This window comes from Streptomyces albicerus (assembly GCF_008905045.1).
GTDB lineage: Bacteria > Actinomycetota > Actinomycetes > Streptomycetales > Streptomycetaceae > Streptomyces > Streptomyces albicerus.
In genome coordinates this window covers 141,338-157,446 of record NZ_VWMY01000012.1, presented here as the reverse complement: position 1 = coordinate 157,446, position 16,109 = coordinate 141,338, and the positions used below count along the sequence as shown (strand labels likewise).

The following is a 16,109-nucleotide window of genomic DNA, read 5'->3' as shown; positions in this document are numbered from 1 at the left end:
TTACTTGTGGGCGCCCTCGCCGGCGTCGCTGTCGGCCGCTTCCTCGGCGGACTGCTGCTTGGGGATGTCGACGCCGTCCGCCGCGGACTCGTCGGACTCCGCTGTTGCCGTCGCCGTCGCCGCCGCGGATTCGGTCTCGGGTTCGGCCTCGGCCGACCCCTTCGCCGCTTCCTCCGCATCCGCCCCGGACTCGGCCATCAGTGTGTCGGCCTGTGCCTCGGCGGTTGACGCCTCCTCCGGTCCTTTGGACTTAGGCCCATCTTTACGAAGAAGTCGTGCAAAAACGCCCATATCATCTCCATACCCTACTCGTGTGGGCGAAATCCCGCGTCACCCGGTGCGTCCCATTGCGTCGCCCGGGTCACCGGTCCTCAAAACCGGCGGCTGGAACCTCGCAACAGGCAACGACCCCGGCCCCGTGCCGTCACGTAGCTCGTTCGAGAAGAGGCCCGGAGGTTTGCGAGACTGTTGCGGTGAGTAGTGCACCCCCCGCCCCGCGGGTCATCGCCGTCGTCGGTCCCACCGCGGCGGGAAAGTCCGATCTCGGCGTCTATCTGGCCCAGCGCCTCGGCGGCGAGATCGTCAACGCCGACTCGATGCAGCTCTACCGGGGGATGGACATCGGCACCGCCAAGCTGACGCCCGAGGAACGCGGCGGCATCCCGCACCACCTCCTGGACATCTGGGACGTGACGGTCACGGCGAGCGTCGCCGAGTACCAGCGGCTCGCACGGACCCGCATCGACGCGCTGCTCGCCGAAGGCCGCTGGCCGATCCTCGTCGGCGGCTCCGGGCTGTACGTGCGAGGGGCCGTCGACAACCTCGAGTTCCCCGGCACCGACCCCGAGGTACGCGCCCGCCTGGAGGAGGAGCTCACCCTGCGTGGCTCCGGCGCCCTGCACGCCCGGCTGGCCGTCGCCGATCCCGAGGCCGCCCACGCGATCCTGCCCAGCAACGGCCGCCGTATCGTCCGGGCCCTCGAGGTCATCGAGATCACCGGCAAGCCTTTCACCGCCAACCTCCCCGGCCACGACTCCGTCTACGACACCGTGCAGATCGGCGTCGACGTGGCGCGCCCCGAGCTCGACGCCCGCATCGCCCGCCGGGTGGACCGCATGTGGGAGGAGGGTCTCGTCGACGAGGTGCGCGCACTGGAGGCGCAGGGGCTGCGCGAGGGGCGTACGGCGTCGCGTGCCCTCGGCTACCAGCAGGTGCTCGCGGCGCTCTCCGGGGAGTGCACCGAGGACGAGGCGCGCGCCGAGACCGTACGTGCCACCAAGCGCTTCGCGCGCCGCCAGGATTCCTGGTTCAGACGCGATCCACGGGTGCATTGGCTCAGTGGGGCTGCGGCGGATCTCACAGAACTTCCGCAGCTTGCGCTGGCGTTGGTAGAACGACCGGTTACAGCCTGATCACGTCATGGCATCGGGACGCTCCGGCCGTCATCCCGGCCTCTGAGGCCGTGCCATCATCGAGCTTCGATCGACCAAGTGGAGTCCGAGTTGGGAGGGCGCGTGGCGATGGAGGCCGGCCCTCGCGACACCGCACAAGGCGCGGAACAAGGCACCGCCACCGGCGGGGCGCACGACACCGCACAGGATCAGCAGGACCCTGACGGGGACCGACTGAGCCCGGACGGGCCCGACGAGACCACCGGCGGGGTGACCGCCGACGGACCTGAGCCCGATGAGATGTTCCCGGGGCCCGAGGTCGAGGTCGAGCTGCGCCCGCAGCGCCGGATGCGCATCTGGCAGCTCGCGCCCATCGTGGGCCTCGCCGCGCTCGGCTCCCTGATGTTCGCCTTCCCGCTGGCCTTCGACTTCGGCGACAGCGGGGCCATGATCGCCATGCTCGGCCTGCTGATCTGCTCCTGCGCCGCGGGCTGGGGCATGATGGCCGCCCGCCGCGTGGGTTACACGTGGCCCGGCCTGCCGCAGCGCGGATCCGGCCGACGCCCGGACTGGCGCGTCGTGATCGCGTACGCCGTCGTCGTCGGCGCGGTCGTGGTGCTGGCCGTGTGGCGCGTGGCCCGGCTGCGCTGAGCATCCCGGTCCAGCTGCCGGACCGGTCGCCCCTGTGCCGTGCGGTCCGCCTGCCGGACCGGTCGGCCGGGCTGTCGTACCGACCCCTTACGATCGAGGAATGAGCACGCGGATCGCCTTCCTCAAGGGGCACGGGACCGAGAACGACTTCGTGATCGTCCCGGACCCCGAGAACGCCGTCGACCTGCCCCCGGCCACCGTCGCCGCCCTGTGCGACCGCCGCGCGGGCATCGGCGGGGACGGCCTGCTGCATGTCGTTCGGTCCGCCGCGCACCCCGAGGCCGCGGCGATGGCGGCCGAAGCGGAATGGTTCATGGACTACCGCAACGGCGACGGCTCGATCGCGGAGATGTGCGGCAACGGAGTGCGTGTGTTTGCCCGCTACCTCCAGCGTGCCGGACATGTGGCCGAAGGCGATATCGCGATCGCCACGCGGGGAGGCGTCAAGACGGTGCACATCGCCAAGGAGGGCGACGTCACCGTCGGCATGGGCAAGGCGCTCCTCCCCGAAGGGGACGTCACCGTGAGCGTCGGCGATCGCAGCTGGCCCGCGCGCAACGTCAACATGGGCAACCCCCACGCGGTCGCCTTCGTGGACGACCTCGGCCACGCCGGGAATCTGTACACGCCGCCGCCGTTCAGCCCCGCGTCCGCGTACCCGGACGGTGTGAACGTCGAGTTCGTCGTTGACCGTGGCCTTCGTCACGTCGCTCTGCGTGTCTACGAGCGAGGCTCCGGAGAGACCCGCTCGTGCGGCACGGGCGCGTGCGCCGTGGCCGTGGCCGCGGCGCGCAGGGACGGCGCCGACCCCGCCATGACCGGCATCCCGGCGACGTACACTGTCGATGTGCCCGGCGGACGCCTGGTGATCACCGAGCGGCCCGACGGCGAGATCGAGATGACCGGGCCCGCGGTGATCGTCGCGGAGGGTGAGATCGACACCGAGTGGCTCGAAACCGCGACCCCCTGAACCTTCGCTCGAATGGGTGATCCGTTTCACGCTCGGCGAGAGGCGGTCAGTCGGGCGTGGTGGGCTCGGTAGCATCAAGCACCGGCCCGGACGGGGGAACGACGCCATCCCCAGAGCCGTGTACGCCATTGGGGCACCCCGTCCGCCGGTCCACGCAGCCGGAGGTGCCCATGAGTGCGGAGGCCACGAACCCCGCGACGCCCGGCCCCATGACGCCCGGAGCGCAGCGCAGGAGGGGCCGCCCCCGTATCGACCTGCGACGCCTCGGCCGGGCCGCTCTCCTGGGGCCGACAGCCCGTGACCGGCTGCCCGACGCGATCGGTCACGTGGCCGAGGCCCATCGCGCCCACCACCCCGACGCCGACCTGGACCCGCTGCGCCGCGCGTACGTCCTCGCCGAGTCCTCGCACCGAGGTCAGATGCGCAAGAGCGGCGAGCCCTACATCACGCATCCGCTCGCCGTGACGCTGATCCTCGCCGAACTCGGCGCGGAGACCACGACTTTGACGGCGTCTCTGCTCCACGACACCGTCGAGGACACGGAAGTGACGCTCGATCAGGTGCGCGAGGAGTTCGGCGAGGAAGTCCGCTATCTCGTCGACGGCGTCACGAAGTTGGAGAAGGTCGACTACGGAGCGGCCGCCGAGCCCGAGACGTTCCGCAAGATGCTCGTCGCCACCGGCAGCGACGTACGCGTGATGTCGATCAAACTCGCCGACCGGCTGCACAACATGCGCACCCTCGGCGTCATGCGCCCCGAGAAACAGGAGCGCATCGCCAAGGTGACGAAGGACGTGCTGATCCCGCTCGCCGAACGCCTCGGCGTCCAGGCCCTGAAGACCGAGCTCGAGGACCTCGTCTTCGCGATCCTGCACCCCGGGGAGTACGCGCACACCAGGGAACTCATCGTCAGCAACGCCTCCCGCGGCGACGATCCCCTGGCCGAGGTCGCCGAAGAGGTACGCGCGGTCCTGCGCGAGGCCGGTCTGCAGGCCGAAGTCCTCATCCGGCCACGGCACTTCGTCTCCGTGCACCGCGTCTCGCGCAAGCGCGGCGAGCTGCGCGGCGCCGACTTCGGACGCCTCCTGGTCCTGGTGAACGAGGACGCCGACTGCTACGGAGTCCTCGGCGAACTGCACACCTGTCTCACACCCGTGGTCTCGGAGTTCAAGGACTTCATCGCCGTCCCCAAGTTCAACCTCTACCAGTCGCTGCACACCGCCGTGGCCCGCCCCGACGGCCAGGTCGTCGAAGTCCTCATCCGCACGCACCAGATGCACAAGGTCGCCGAGGCCGGCGTCATCGCGCTCGGCAATCCCTACGCTCCTCCTTCGGAGGAGCCCGTGGACGGGGAACGAGCGGACCCGACCCGCCCCGGCTGGCTCTCCCGCCTCCTCGACTGGCAGGAGGCGGCCCCTGACCCCGACACGTTCTGGTCCACGCTCCGCGAAGACCTCGCCCAGGACCGGGAGATCACCGTCTTCCGCCCCGACGGGGGCACGCTCGGGCTGCCGGCGGGCGCCAGCTGCGTGGACGCCGCGTACGCCCAGTACGGCGAGGACGCGCACGCCTGCATCGGCGCACGCGTCAACGGCCGCCTGGCGACGCTGAGTACGGTCCTGAGCGACGGCGACACCGTGCAACTGCTCATGGGTCAGGACCCGACCTCGGAGCCCTCCAGGGAATGGCTGGAGCACGCCCACACACCCGTCGCGCGGATCGCCATCACCCGCTGGCTGGCCGCGCACCCGTCGCCCGCCACACCGCCCGAGGCGCCCGCCGCGACCCCCCGCCCGTCCGCGGACGGGCCCGCCGCGCGCCCGGCCGCGGCGGACGTCGTCGTCGACCAGCCCGGCGCGACCGTACGCCTCGCGGGCTGCTGTACGCCCGTACCGCCCGACGCGGTCACCGGATTCTCCGTGCGCGGGGGAGTCGTGACCGTGCACCGCGTCGCGTGCGCCGCGGTGGCGCGCATGAAGGGCGCGGGGCGCGCGGAGGTCGACGTGCGCTGGGGTGACACCACCGAGTGCCGCGTCACGCTCGTCGCCGAGTCCTTCGGGCGGCCCCATCTGCTCGCCGACCTCACCGAAGCCATCGCCCTGGAGGGCGTCGCCATCGTCTCGGCGACCGTCGAACCGCCCAGCCAGCAGCGCGTACGCCACACCTACACGCTCCAACTCCCGGACGCCGCCCACCTTCCCGCGCTGATGCGGGCGATGCGCAACGTGCCGGGTGTGTTCGACGTGAGCCGGGCCCAGCACCCTGCGACGGCACCGTAGAGGAGCCCGTTCGGGTGGGCCCGGCGCGAGTCGTCACCGTAAGGCGGGGCGGCACTGATAGCCGTGGTCCATGCTGCGCACCCCCAGGACCACCCGTACCGGGACTCCACGCCCGAAGACCGCCCGACGGCTGCGGACGACGTTCGTCGTCTCCGCCGCCTCCGTCTGCCTCGTCGCCGCGAGCGTCCCCTCGCCGGCCCCGCTCGGCATCGGCGACCGCCTCTTCCCGCACCTCGGCAACCCCGGGTACGACGTCACGGCGTACGACCTCGCCTTCACCTATCCCGGCAGCAACAGCAAGCCGCTGTCGGCCGTCACCACGATCGAGGCCCGGACGACAGCCTGGCTGGAGCAGATCAATCTTGACTACTCGCACGGAACAGTGCGATCCGTCGAGGTCGGCGGCGAGCCCGCGGAGTTCCGGAGCACCGGCGAGGATCTGGTGGTCACGCCCGCGGAGTCGCTGCCGCCCGGCGTCCCGATGCGGATCACCGTGCGCCACGACAGCGACCCGGTGTCCGGAAAGGTCCAACGGAGCGGCTGGGTGCGGACCGAGGACGGCCTCGCCATGGCCAACCAGCCCGACTCAGGGCACCGGGTCTTCCCCGGCAACGACCACCCCTCGGACAAGGCGATGTTCACCATCCGGGTCACCGCGCCCAACGGCTACAAGGCCGTCGCCAACGGGCTGCCCGCGGGGGTCAGCCGTCGCGCCGCGGCCACCACCTGGACGTACCGGACCGAGCACCCCATGGCCACCGAGCTGGCCCAGGTGTCCATCGGCCGTTCCTCCGTGCTGCACCGACGCGGGCCGGACGGTCTGCCGGTACGCGATGTGGTGCCCACCAAGGACCGCGAGCTGCTGGAACCCTGGCTCAAGAAGACGCCCGGCCAGATCGCCTGGATGCAGGAGAAGGTCGGCGACTACCCCTTCGAGACGTACGGGCTGCTGATCGCCGAGGCGCGTACGGGGTTCGAACTCGAGACACAGACACTCTCCCTCTTCGAGAAAGAGCTCTTCAACCAGCCCAAGTACCCCAAGTGGTTCGTCGAGGCGATCATGGTGCACGAACTGGCGCACCAGTGGTTCGGCAACAGCGTCTCCCCGCGCACCTGGTCCGACCTGTGGCTCAGCGAAGGACACGCCACCTGGTACGAGGCCCTGTACGCCGACGAGAAGGCCGGCAAGCCCATGGAGGCACGGATGCGCAACGCCTACCGGGCGTCCGACACCTGGCGTGCCGCCGGAGGCCCGCCCGCCGCGCCCAAGGGAGCCGAACCCGGCGAGAAGCTCAGTATCTTCCGGCCGAACGTCTACGACGGCAGCGCCCTTGTCCTGTACGCGCTGCGGGAGGAGATCGGGCGTCGCGCCTTCGAGCGGCTGGAGCGCACCTGGGTGAACGCCCACAGTGACGGAGTCGCGGACACCGCCGACTTCCAGCACCTCGCCTCGGGCATCGCGGGCCGCGACCTGAGCGGATTCTTCAAAGCATGGCTCTACGGGAAGAAGACCCCGCCCATGCCGGGGCACCCCGACTGGCGCAGCGCGGCGCCCACCGAGAAGGCCATGAAGCGCGCGCGATAGCCCGCGAAAAGTCGGGTGACGAGACGGGCCGTGCCGTGCGACCATCTTCACGTCGACGACGCTTCGGGCCTACGGCACGGCCCTCCGGACTCCGGTCGGGAATCTCCCGGCGGCCCCGGACGTTGTCGGGAGTGACGGATCGAAGTCCGTCGCCGCACAGCTGTCTCCATCGACGTAAGGACCCAATGACCTCCTCTTCTTCCCCTTCCCAGGACTCGCAGAGCCTCGCGCAGAACTACCCCGAAGGTCTTCGGGCCGATGCCCTGATGGAAGAGGACGTCGCCTGGAGCCACGACATCGACGGGGACCGGGACGGCGAGCAGTTCGATCGTTCCGAGCGTGCGGCCCTGCGCCGCGTCGCGGGCCTCTCCACCGAGCTCGAGGACGTCACCGAGGTCGAGTACCGACAGCTCCGCCTGGAGCGTGTGGTGCTCGTCGGCGTGTGGACCTCGGGGACAGTGACCGACTCGGAGAACTCTCTCGCGGAGCTTGCCGCCCTCGCGGAGACAGCGGGAGCGCTCGTGCTCGACGGCGTCATCCAGCGCCGCGACAAGCCCGACGCGGCCACGTACATCGGCTCCGGCAAGGCCAATGAGCTGCGGGACATCGTCCTGGAGACCGGCGCGGACACCGTCATCTGCGACGGTGAGCTGTCGCCGGGCCAGCTGATCCACCTCGAAGACGTCGTCAAGGTCAAGGTTATCGACCGTACGGCCCTGATCCTCGACATCTTCGCCCAGCACGCCAAGTCCCGAGAGGGCAAGGCGCAGGTCGCCCTCGCGCAGATGCAGTACATGCTGCCGAGGCTCCGAGGCTGGGGTCAGTCGCTGTCCCGTCAGATGGGCGGCGGCAAGGGCGGCGGTCTCGCCACGCGTGGTCCCGGTGAGACCAAGATCGAGACCGACCGGCGTCGTATCCGCGAGAAGATGGCGAAGATGCGCCGGGAGATCGCGGACATGAAGACCGGCCGCGAGATCAAGCGCCAGGAGCGCCGTCGCAACAAGGTGCCCTCGGTCGCGATCGCCGGTTACACCAACGCCGGCAAGTCCTCGCTGCTCAACCGCCTCACGGGCGCGGGCGTGCTGGTGCAGAACGAGCTGTTCGCCACCCTCGACCCGACCGTGCGCCGGGCCGAGACGCCCAGCGGGCGGATCTACACGCTCGCCGACACCGTCGGCTTCGTACGACACCTGCCGCACCACCTCGTCGAGGCGTTCCGCTCCACGATGGAGGAGGTCGGCGACGCCGACCTGATCCTGCACGTGGTGGACGGTTCGCACCCGGCGCCGGAGGAGCAGCTGGCCGCCGTGCGCGAGGTCGTCCGCGACGTGGGCGCGACGAACGTGCCCGAGATCGTGGTGATCAACAAGGCGGACGCGGCCGACCCGCTGGTGCTCCAGCGGCTGATGCGGATCGAGAAGCGCTCCATCGCCGTCTCGGCCCGTACGGGCCTGGGCATCGACGAGCTGCTCGAGCTCATCGACGTCGAACTGCCGCGCCCCTCGGTCGAGCTCGAGGTGCTCGTGCCTTACACGCTCGGGCGACTCGTCGCGCGCGCCCACTCCGAGGGCGAGGTGATCTCCGAGGAGCACACCCCGGAGGGCACGCTGCTGAAGGCGCGGGTGCACGAGGAACTGGCGGCGGAGCTGGCTCCGTACGTTCCGGCGCCCGCTCTCTGACGCACGCCCTGCGCGCTGTAGAGCGAAGGCCCGCTCCCTCTTTGAGGGGGCGGGCCTTCGTCATGTGGGTGGCGCCGGCGACGGAAGCCGACGCGCGTACGGCGGTGCCTACTTGTCGCCGTACTCCTCGCTCATCTGGTCGTAGATCGCCTCGGCACCCTTGCCCAACTGCGGTCCCGCGAGCCAGGTGTTGTCGGCCGGGCCGATCGACGTGTTCGAGACCAGCTTCGTCGTGCCGTTGATGACACGGAACCAGCCACCGCCCGACGAACCGCCGGTCATCGTGCAGCCGATGCGGTACATCGTCGGCAGGTTCGGGCTGAGCGAGAGCCGGCCCGGACGGTCGACGCACTTGTGCATGATCAGACCGTTGTACGGCGGCGCGGCCGGGTAGCCCCAGGCACCCATCGCGCCCGAGTCCGCCGCGGCCGGCGTGGAGAAGTCCACGTCCAGCGCCGTACCGACGGTCTCCTCAAGGGACTTGGAACCCGACTCCGGCTTCACATGCAGCACCGCGTAGTCGTACGCGGCACCCGCGCCGCCCGACTCCGAGCCGCCCTGGATCCACTCGTTGGAGGTCGAGGCCCAGTCCGCCCAGTACTGGCCGTACGGGGCGATCTCCTGCTGCGTCGCGGTGCCCAGCTCGGCCTCGGTCTTGCCGAGGTCGTTGTACGCGGGCACGAAGGCGATGTTGCGGTACCAGCCGCCGCCACCGCCGGCGTGCACACAGTGGCCCGCGGTCCACACGAGGTTGGACTTCCCCGGGTTGCGCGGGTCCTTGACGACCGTGCCGGAGCAGACCATCGACCCCTGGGGGGAGTCGAAGAAGACCTTGCCGACCGGGGCGGCGGACTCGTGGTAAGGGGTCTTCTCCCGCGTCGCGTCGACCGGGGAGGGTGCCGGGTCGCTCACGCCCTGGTCGGCCGAGGCGTCCTTCGCGGAGATCGTCTTGGCCGGGTCCTCGGCGGACTTCATCCGCTCGGGCTTCCAGAGGCCCTCGATCACCGGGTTGACGAAGTCCGCGGCCTCACTGAGCCACTTGTCCTTGTCCCAGTTCTTCCATTCGCCGTCTTTCCAGTCGTCGACATCGATGCCGTGCTCCTTGAGCTTGTCGGCGATGTCGGCGGGAATTTCGATCTTGTCGTCGCCGGGCGACCGGGATTCGCCGGCGGTCGGCTTGTCCGCGGCGTTGTCGTCGCCCGATTCGCAGGCGGTGGCGGTGAGCGCCAGGGCCGCCATCAGTCCGGTTGCGGCGAGGACGCGGCGTCGCCCGCGGCTCCTCGCGAAGGACGGACGTGTGGAACGCATGGTGTTGTTACCCCCGATAGAACGTGCATCTTTCGCATGCGGGTGAGGCGCGGAGAACGCGGAGAACGCGAAAACATGAAGAAAGCGAAAGACATGAAGAACCCGAAGAAGGCTCTCCGCGGATCCCGTGTCAAAGCTCTCCGCGGGGTCCACGCCGCCGCGACACCCCACTATGCCTGCGGAGTCGGGGACGAACGGCGGTGTACAGGTGAAGGTTTCCGTGAGGCACCCGTCGCCGTCCGTCCCCCTGCCGCTACTGTCGGCCTGCGAACTTCTTGCTCACCGCGTCGTAGATCCCCTTGGCCTCAGCGCCCAGGTGCGGGCCCGCCAGCCAGCCCGCGGTCACCGGGCCGATCGAGGTGTTGGACACCAGCGCGGGCTTGCCGTCCGAGCCCGCCGCGACCCAGCCGCCGCCCGAGGAGCCACCGGTCATGGTGCACCCGATGCGGTACATCGTCGGCTCGGACTCGGCGAGCGAGAGCCGTCCCGGCTTGTCCGCGCACTGGTACATGGTCTCCCCGTCGAACGGCTTCGCCGCCGGGTAACCGGTCGCCGTGATGTCCCCGACCTTCGACACGGCCGGGGTGTTGAAGTCCACCGGGAGCGCCGAACCGACCGTCTCCTCGAGGGACTTGCCGCCGCTGCCCTTCTCCGGCGTCACATGAATGACCGCGAAGTCGTACGAGGCGCCCTGGCCGCCCGTGGCACCGCCCTGCTCGATCCACTGGTCCGAGGTCTGCGCCCAGTCACCCCACCAGAGACCGTACGGAGCGACCTCCTCCTTGGTGGCGGTCGCGAGCTCCGCCGCCGACTTGGCGTCGTTGTTGTACGAGGGCACGAAGGCGATGTTGCGGTACCAGCCGCCCTTCTTGCCGGCGTGTACGCAGTGGCCCGCGGTCCACACGAGGTTGGACTTGCCCGGGTTGGCCGGGTCCTCGACCACGGTCGCCGAGCAGACCATCGTGCCCTCGGGGGAGTCGAAGAACACCTTGCCCGCCTCGGGCACGTTGTCGTGGTACGCCGCCGGAACGGCCTTCGCCTCCACGGGCGCCGGCTCCGGGTCGGTCACGCCCTGGTCACCCGAGAGGTCGTTCTCGTCGACGCCCTTGCCCTGGTCCGGGTCCTCGGCCTCACGCATACGGTCCGGGTCCCACAGGCCGTCGATGATCGGGTTGATGAAGTCCCCGGCCTCGCGCAGCCAGTCGTCCTTGTCCCAGTTCTTCCAGGCGCCGCCCTTCCACTGGTCGATGTCGATCCCGTGCTCTTTGAGCCGGTCCTTGATGTCGTCCGGGATCGTGATCTTGCCGTCGCCGCCCGCGGCCGCCGAGGCGGACGCGTCGCCGCCCGCGTTGGTGTCGTCACCCGAGTTGCAGGCGGTGGCGGTCAGCGCCAGCGCGGTGGCGAGGCCGACCGCGGCGAGTACGGGGGAGGTTCTGCGGCGCGGGCTCCTCCCTCGACGGGCGGCGAAGGACGGGCGTATGGGTCGCATGGTGTGACTCCCCCTGGAGGTGAACGAACAACTCTGTGCTGCCACATGGGACTTCGTACGGATCCGGGGACCCGGATGTGTCCGGCACGTGGACCGTGGATGCTGATCAGCGGGGATCGCTGAACGGCACCACAGACTATGCCGTCGCTGTGGGGGACTTCCGACGGAACCGCAACGGTTTCGCTACGGGCTGTCTGAGCTGGCAACTCGTCCACAGAGCTACCGATTTGACGTCCTCTCGTGGGTGCGCAGAAGGCTCGGCGGATTCCCATGGTCCATGGTTCCCGGCATCGGCCACCAACCGGTCGTCGGGGAACCGGCGCAAGGCGATCGAACGCCCGCCGCAGGACTGACCAGGTGACGCCGACGGGCGAGTGTCAGTACTCGGTGTCACGCTGAAGTCACACAGGACCTGCGAAAGGGAATCGTCGTGATCACCACTGACCTCACTCCCGGCTCCCCCTGCTGGCTGGACCTCGGCGCCCCCGACGTCCGGGCCGCCGCGGCCTTCTACGGCGCGGTGCTCGGCTGGGAGTACGAGTCCATGGGCGAGGGGGAGGACATGGAAGGCGGGATGTTCAGGAAGGGCGGCAAGACCGTCGCCGGGCTCGGCAAGCTCACCGAGGAGGGCGCGCGCTCGGCTTGGATGATCTACTACACCGTCACCGACGCGGACGCCACGACCCAGGCCGTGGAGCGCGCGGGCGGCACGGTGCGGGTGGCGCCGCGGGACCTCGACGACTGGGGCCGGATGGCGCAGTACAACGACCCGTCGGGGGGCCAGTTCGCCGTCTGGCAGCCGGGGAAGAACTCGGGCTTCGAGCTGGCTGACGAGGCGGGCTCGCTGTCCTGGACCGAGCTGTACACGAGCGACGCCGCGGCGGCGAAGGAGTTCTACGGCGATGTCTTCGGCTGGCAGTTCAGCGACATGGAGCTGCCGGGCGGCGGGGGCACGTACACCCTCATCACGCCTGCCGAGCTTCCCGAGGAGCGCATGCAGGGCGGCCTCATGGAGCTCGGCAAGGAGGACCTCGCCCTGGCGAACGGGCGGCCGTACTGGCACCCGGTCTTCAACGTCACCGACTGCGACGCCGCGGTCGCCCAGGTCACCGGGGACGGCGGCAGCGTGCAGATGGGACCGGAGGACGCGGAGGGCGTCGGCCGCCTGGCCGTCTGCCTCGACCCTTCGAACGCGGACTTCGTGGTGCTTACCCCGACCCAGAGTTGAACCCCGGGTCGAACCCCGGCAGGCCGGGCCGGCGGTCCTTCGCACCGACCGGCCCGGATTGTTTCCATGATCGCGGCGATGGCCGGAGAGTACGGCGCGAAGCGGGTGCGGGGGGAGCGCCTGCGGTCGGCCTGGGCTCAGGCCCGGAGCGCGCGTCGCAGTCGGCGTCCGAGTATCTCGACGACGAGGCTGACCAGCAACGATGCCAGCAGGACGCTGGTGACCACGGGGAAGTCGAAGGCCGCGAGACGCTCGCTGAGCAGGCGGCCGAGTCCCGCGGCGCCGACGACACCGACGACGGCGGTGTCGCGCACGCAGATCTCGAACCGGTAGAGCGTGTAGGTGACCAGATGGTTCGCGGACGGCGGTCCCACGGACACGACGGCCGACACCACGCGGGGTACGCCGGCGTTGCGCAGGGACTCCCGGGGCTTGAGGTTCATGGTCTCCCAGGCCTCGGCGACCAGCCGGCCGAGGATGCCGCCGGTGTAGAGGCCCAGCGCCAGGGCCCCGGGCAGTACGCCCGGGAAGAGGCCCAGGAGCGCGACGACGGCCCACACCGTCGGAGGGATCGACCGCAGAACCAGGAGCAGCAGCCGGGCCGTCCACCAGACGGCCCATCGGCCCCAGGCCGCCGGGCCGCGCCGGTCGGCGCGCGGGCGGCTCGCCCAGGGGCCCGCGACCAGGGTGATCACGACCGCCACCACCATGGCGAGGACGGCCATGGTCACGGTGTCGAGGGCGGCGCCGGTCAGGGCCCGCAGACCGCCCTCGGGGAGCGCGGGAGGCCACAGGTCGCCGAGCAGCCGGCCGGCGAGGTCCTGGGTGCGGGCCGAGGTGAGTCCGGCCGGTGAGAGGCCGGCCCACCACCAGGCGACCGCGATCGCCGGCACCGTCAGGGCCAGCGACCAGCGGGTAGAGCGGGACAGGCCACGCGGCGACCGGCCCTCGTCGCCGGAGCGCTCCTGCCCGACCGACCAGTCGGCGCAGGTCACCACCGCGACATCGGAGCGGACGCGGTTGCTCCACAGCTCGACCGCCGCCGCGAGTACCAGCAGCGCCGCGACCAGCGTCCAGACCTCGCCCCAGTTGCGCGACTGCAGACTCACTGTGAGCTCGAATCCAAGGCCTCCGACGCCGGCCACCCCGAGTACGACCGCGGACCGCAGAGCGCACTCGAACCGGTAGAAGGAGTACGACAGCAGCAGTGGCGCCGTCCCGGGGAGGAGGGCGTAGGCCAGGGCCGAGCAGCGCTTGGCACCGGCGGCGCGGAGCGAGCGCAGCGGCGCGTCGGGCACGGCGTCGAACGTCTCCCCGAAGACCTGGGCGCTCTGCGCGCCGAACGGCAGGGCGAGTGCCAGAACAGCGACGAGCGGGTCGAGGCCGAGCACGCTGACGAAGAACAGCGCCCACACCAGCTCGTGGACCGAGCGGACGGCCACCAGTGCGCCGCGCAGGAGCAGCCGTGCGACCCGTACCGGCCAGGGCAGCGCACCGGCCCACGCCACGTCGCTGAGGATCAGGCCGCCGATCAGGCCGATCACCAGCGCCCCCGCCGTCCCGAGCAGGGCCAGGGCCAGGGTCGTAGCCATCGCATCGAGGACCACGCCGAGGAAGTCGGCTTCGAGGGAGGGGTGCAGCGCGGTCGCCGCGAGGTCGTCGAGCAGGGCCAGGCCGCCGTGGTTGACCAGTTCGCTCCCGGAGGGGAGGGCGCGATGGACCGACCAGGCCAGCAGCCCGGCCACCGCCACCAGCGTCACGAGTTTGCGCAGCAGCGCCCTGCGCCCGCTCACGGGCTTTCGCCCCGGCGCGGATGCGGTCGGTGGTGCGGGCGGGGCGTCGAGTCCGAGTGTCATGCGAGCGTGTAGAGATCGTTCAGGTCCGCGTCATCGACGTCGGCGGCCGGGCGGTCGAGGACGATACGGCCCTGGCGCAGGCCCACCACGCGCGTGCAGTGCTCGCGGGCGAGTGCCGGCTGGTGCAGGCTGACCACGAGCGTGCTCACGGTCGGCGAGGTGCCGAGCAGGCCGAGAATGCCCGCGGCGCGCACCGGATCGAGACTGGAGACAGGCTCGTCGGCCACCACCAGCTCGGGCTCCTGCACCAGCAGCCGGGCGATCGCGACCCGCTGCCGCTCGCCGCCGGACAGGCGCTCGGTGCGTTCGTGGAGAGCCCAGCCCAGGTCGACACGGTCCAGCGCGTCCCGGACCACGTCGAGCGAACGGGGCCAGACCAGCGAGGCCAGCGCGCGGGCGGTGCTCCACCGGCCGAGCCTGCCCGCGTTGACGTTGTGCACCACCCGGACCTGCTCGATCAGGGCGAGCTCCTGGCTCACCGAGCCGATGCGTCGCTGAAGCAGTCGCCGCCGTGGGGCGGGCAGGCGTGCGGGGTTCTCGCCGAAGATCTCCATGCTGCCCGTGGTCGGCTCCAGCGAACCGTTGAGCAGAGCCAGGAGCGTGCTCTTGCCGGCGCCACTGGTGCCGAGCACCGCGACGCGTTCCCCGGCGTGGACGGTGAGATCCAGATCGCACAGCGCCTCGTGCGAGCCGAACCGGCGTCCCGCGCCCAGGAGCCGGATCACCGGCGAGGAGCCGCTCACCGCAGCAGCCCCAGTTCGCGGGCCACGTCCTCGATCCGGTCGTAGGCGGAATTCCTGGTCCGTACGAACGACCTGGCTCCGAAGAGCCCCAGCAGCTCGGCGTCCTCGGCGTCCTGCCGGTCCAGGCCCAGGAGCAGATCCAGCACCTTCTCCTGGGTGCCGGCGCCGAAGGTCTTGTCGAGATCCGGACGGGCCAGCCAGTGGTAGTCGGCGTAGCCGGGGGTGCGCCACAGCACGACCACCTTGCTCAGGTCGATGTCGTCCGCCGCGACGGTGGCGTCCCAGACCTGCTTGTTGACGGCCCCGGCCTCGAAGCTGCCGCCCGCGACGAGCTCGATGGTGGCGTCGTGGGAGCCGGAGAAGCCCGGTTTCCCCTTCAGATCGCCCGGCTCGAGTCCGGCCTGCCGCATGAAGTACTGCGGCATGAGCCGACCGGAGGTGGATGTCTCGCTGCCGAAGGTGAGAGTGTGCCCCGCCAGGCCGCGCAACCCGTCCACCTGGTCGAACGGCCGCAGCCCCGAGTCGGTGTGGGCGATGAAGAGACTGCGGAAGTCGGCGTCGATGTCGCGCTGCGCGACGGCGGTGGCACCCGGTACCCGCTCGCGCGCCTGGACGCCGGTCAGCCCGCCCATCCAGGCCAGGTGTATGTCGCCGATCTCGAAGGCCCGCACCACGGCGGTGTAATCGGTGACGGGGCGGTAGGCGACCTCCAGGCCGGTCGTGTCGGCGAACCGCTCGGCCACGGCGGGATAGAGCCGGTTGAGGAGCTCGGGATCCTGATCGGGAATGGCGGAGATCCCGAGCTGTCGCGCGTCCGACCCGGCGGTCCCACCGCCGCCGCAGGCGCTCAGCAGGAGCGTCGCGCCGGTGCCGAGGAGCAACGTGCGACGGGTCATCTGTCGTACAGGCATGGACACTTCCTTGTTCCGG

General features: G+C 70.7%; 13 protein-coding genes. 7 read left to right on the top strand and 6 right to left on the bottom strand.

All coding sequences use genetic code 11. The annotated features are described in order from the left end of the window. A complete protein-coding gene (locus GAS53_RS12670; protein WP_225858889.1) occupies positions 1 to 198 on the bottom strand; it encodes a gliding motility protein in 198 nt (65 codons plus the stop codon). A 275-nt stretch (positions 199 to 473) separates the two neighbouring features. Between GAS53_RS12670 and miaA the strand changes: the two genes are divergently transcribed. The 6 genes from miaA (at position 474) to hflX (ending at position 8,555) form a co-directional block, all read left to right on the top strand. Further along, positions 474 to 1,412: a tRNA (adenosine(37)-N6)-dimethylallyltransferase MiaA gene (gene miaA / locus GAS53_RS12665; protein ID WP_151477609.1), complete on the top strand. Its 939-nt coding sequence runs from the start codon at positions 474 to 476 to the stop codon at positions 1,410 to 1,412. Positions 1,413 to 1,520: 108 nt separating this feature from the next. Then, positions 1,521 to 2,042 (top strand): hypothetical protein, encoded by a 522-nt coding sequence (locus GAS53_RS12660; RefSeq protein ID WP_151477661.1) that lies wholly within the window; start codon positions 1,521 to 1,523, stop codon positions 2,040 to 2,042. 100 nt (positions 2,043 to 2,142) lie between these two features. After that, positions 2,143 to 3,012 carry a diaminopimelate epimerase gene (gene dapF, locus GAS53_RS12655; protein WP_151477608.1) on the top strand — a complete coding sequence of 290 codons (870 nt, stop codon included), beginning with the start codon at positions 2,143 to 2,145 and terminating at the stop codon, positions 3,010 to 3,012. A gap of 170 nt (positions 3,013 to 3,182) precedes the next feature. Continuing rightward, on the top strand, positions 3,183 to 5,291 hold the full coding sequence (locus GAS53_RS12650; RefSeq protein WP_151477607.1) for a RelA/SpoT family protein: 2,109 nt from the start codon (positions 3,183 to 3,185) through the stop codon (positions 5,289 to 5,291). 70 nt (positions 5,292 to 5,361) lie between these two features. Then, positions 5,362 to 6,876 carry a M1 family metallopeptidase gene (locus tag GAS53_RS12645; protein WP_151477606.1) on the top strand — a complete coding sequence of 505 codons (1,515 nt, stop codon included), beginning with the start codon at positions 5,362 to 5,364 and terminating at the stop codon, positions 6,874 to 6,876. A 185-nt stretch (positions 6,877 to 7,061) separates the two neighbouring features. Next, entirely contained in the window at positions 7,062 to 8,555 is a 1,494-nt protein-coding gene (hflX, locus tag GAS53_RS12640; protein WP_151477605.1) for a GTPase HflX, read from the top strand. Positions 8,556 to 8,663: 108 nt separating this feature from the next. Here hflX and GAS53_RS12635 read toward each other — a convergent pair whose 3' ends face one another. Further along, positions 8,664 to 9,863 (bottom strand): trypsin-like serine peptidase, encoded by a 1,200-nt coding sequence (locus GAS53_RS12635; RefSeq protein WP_151477604.1) that lies wholly within the window; start codon positions 9,861 to 9,863, stop codon positions 8,664 to 8,666. A gap of 253 nt (positions 9,864 to 10,116) precedes the next feature. After that, the gene (locus GAS53_RS12630) at positions 10,117 to 11,352 is read right to left on the bottom strand and encodes a trypsin-like serine peptidase (protein ID WP_151477603.1); all 1,236 of its coding nucleotides are present in this window, start codon (positions 11,350 to 11,352) and stop codon (positions 10,117 to 10,119) included. 430 nt (positions 11,353 to 11,782) lie between these two features. On the opposite strand from GAS53_RS12630, the gene GAS53_RS12625 reads away from it, so the two are divergent. Next, positions 11,783 to 12,580, top strand: coding sequence for a VOC family protein (locus GAS53_RS12625; RefSeq protein WP_151477602.1), 798 nt, complete (start codon positions 11,783 to 11,785; stop codon positions 12,578 to 12,580). A gap of 137 nt (positions 12,581 to 12,717) precedes the next feature. On the opposite strand, the gene GAS53_RS12620 is transcribed toward GAS53_RS12625, so the two are convergent. The 3 genes from GAS53_RS12620 to GAS53_RS12610 are packed head-to-tail and all read right to left on the bottom strand — an operon-like array spanning position 12,718 to position 16,090. Beyond that, positions 12,718 to 14,436 carry a PhnE/PtxC family ABC transporter permease gene (locus GAS53_RS12620; protein WP_151477601.1) on the bottom strand — a complete coding sequence of 573 codons (1,719 nt, stop codon included), beginning with the start codon at positions 14,434 to 14,436 and terminating at the stop codon, positions 12,718 to 12,720. Further along, on the bottom strand, positions 14,433 to 15,179 hold the full coding sequence (locus GAS53_RS12615) for a phosphonate ABC transporter ATP-binding protein (protein WP_151477600.1): 747 nt from the start codon (positions 15,177 to 15,179) through the stop codon (positions 14,433 to 14,435). The genes GAS53_RS12620 and GAS53_RS12615 overlap by 4 nt, the downstream gene beginning before the upstream one ends. Then, complete coding sequence (locus GAS53_RS12610) at positions 15,176 to 16,090, bottom strand: putative selenate ABC transporter substrate-binding protein (protein WP_225858888.1); 915 nt, start codon at positions 16,088 to 16,090, stop codon at positions 15,176 to 15,178. The genes GAS53_RS12615 and GAS53_RS12610 overlap by 4 nt, the downstream gene beginning before the upstream one ends. Positions 16,091 to 16,109: the final 19 nt, after the last annotated feature.